The 1,879-nt window shown below is 32.6% G+C and carries 1 protein-coding gene; it reads right to left on the bottom strand.

Annotated elements, in window-relative coordinates; genetic code table 11:
- Positions 1–1,879, bottom strand: a 1,879-nt coding sequence (locus tag ACP5S8_RS08240) for an endo alpha-1,4 polygalactosaminidase (protein ID WP_461876457.1), incomplete at both ends; no start/stop codon positions are given.

Below are 1,879 nucleotides of genomic sequence, written 5' to 3'. Positions count from 1 at the left end.
CATTTATATTGTAAACTTTAGCTTTGTAGGTCATGAGAAGCGCTTTTCTATCAGGGTCAGCATTTCCGCTCCATTGTAAAAGGTTTACTGGTTTATCAGGAGGTGTCAGCTTATCAAGTATATTTATAGAACCAAATATTTCATATCTTTGACTATATTTATATCCAGGTATCATAATCCTCATTCTCGGAGCATTAGGCTCTTTTAATACTTTTCTCCAGTGATAAGGATGAGAAAACGCATGGCTTGCAGGTTCTACATTTGGAAGTTCAAATATTCTTTTAGCAATCTGCTTTAGCTCTATAGACTTATCTGGATATCTTCCGTGTGAAGATATGTCCCCAGCTATTATAGATATAGAAATAGGTATGTCGTATTTCTTGTGAGTTAGTATTCTATCGTATAGTATTTGTCCAGTGGTTTTTTGGGTATTTATTTTAGAACGCCCCGGAAAGTCATCGCCATCTACAAAAGCAATCAATATCCTAGCACCGTTTTCTGTGGTATAGTCAATAGCTGGGAAGTTTGGTTTTAACAGCTTTTTAAAAACTTTAAAAGGGTTATACACAAATAAACCATTAAAATTTACAAAACTACCATTGAGGGCAAAACCGCCCCATTTAGTGAAGACAAAAGGTGTAAAAATTTCACCATCTTGGTTTTTAGCTTTTACCAAAGCATCACCCTTAGCATTATAAAGATGGTGAGGATATTCCAATATTAAAGGGGCTTCATAACCATAACCAGGCGCTTTATATACAATGTCAAAACCAGAAAGCTTAGAAGAGTTGTTTCTTTCTTTTTGAATACCAAGCTCGTCTAAAAAAGAGTCGTTGTCTAACGGTATCTTGTTTATAAAGAAAAGTTTAATGCTATCTTCCAAAGCTTTAGATACATAACTTTCAAAGTATTCTTTGTGAGTTACGTGCATATAGTGACTTATAATAGCTTTAAAGCCGGTATTTTTCAAAGAAGGTAGTCTTTTGTTGTTTACATTGTATAAAAAAGGAACATATCCAAGATATTCAAGTATAGGTTGAATTACATTGTTTATAAAAGTCGCCTGTCTTCCACCGTTAGTCTTTTTATAAAGAAGAACTATATTTTTTCTTACTGGATTGCACATAGAATATCCCACTTTGTCTAAATTGTAATTTGATACATATGGTATAAACCCGTAAGACTTTATTCTATTTATGTCTTTAAATGCTTCTTCTTTGTTGTTAGCGTAATCTAACACTATCACTGGTACTCCAGAATCTTTTATGTGTGAGAGAGTGTTTAAAAGCTTATTTGTGGTATTTTGGGAAGTAGATACGTATTCCTTTTTGGCGTTTATACCCTTAAATAAACTCTCTACTAGCACTCCATTTATATAGGGTCTTATGCTGCTAAATACACTAAAGCCTCTATTTACTATAATTATTTTGTTTGGATATTTTTCTCTTAAAGCTTTTACTATATTCACAATAGCAGCTTGGTAAGATTTCCAGTCTTTTTTTGGTATTATCAACTTGTAAGAATTTAAAGTGTCCAGAAAAAAGCCATCAAACCCTTGCTTTAATATGTATTTTGCTTCTTTGTCCACTAAAAATTTTTGGTAATTTTCATTTGTAACATCCAAAATCTTTGAATGCCACATTTTATTTTTGCCAATGGCAAAAGCCTTAAGCTGATTGTAAAAACGATTGCCTTCGTCTAGCTCACCTACACTTAAATATCCTATAAACTTTGGAAGATGTTTTTCATAAAAAAGCATCCTTATTTTCTTTACAAACTTTGCATTTGGGTTAGTGATTACCATACTATAAGCATGCAAAACATCTAAAGGAATGTCTTTATCACCGTAATAAACCATAACACACTGAGGGTTTGGTAG

It is taken from the genome of Hydrogenobaculum sp., assembly GCF_049967395.1.
GTDB lineage: Bacteria > Aquificota > Aquificia > Aquificales > Aquificaceae > Hydrogenobaculum.
The sequence above is the reverse complement of the archived record's forward strand: the minus strand, read 5'-3'. Positions and strand labels throughout refer to the sequence as shown.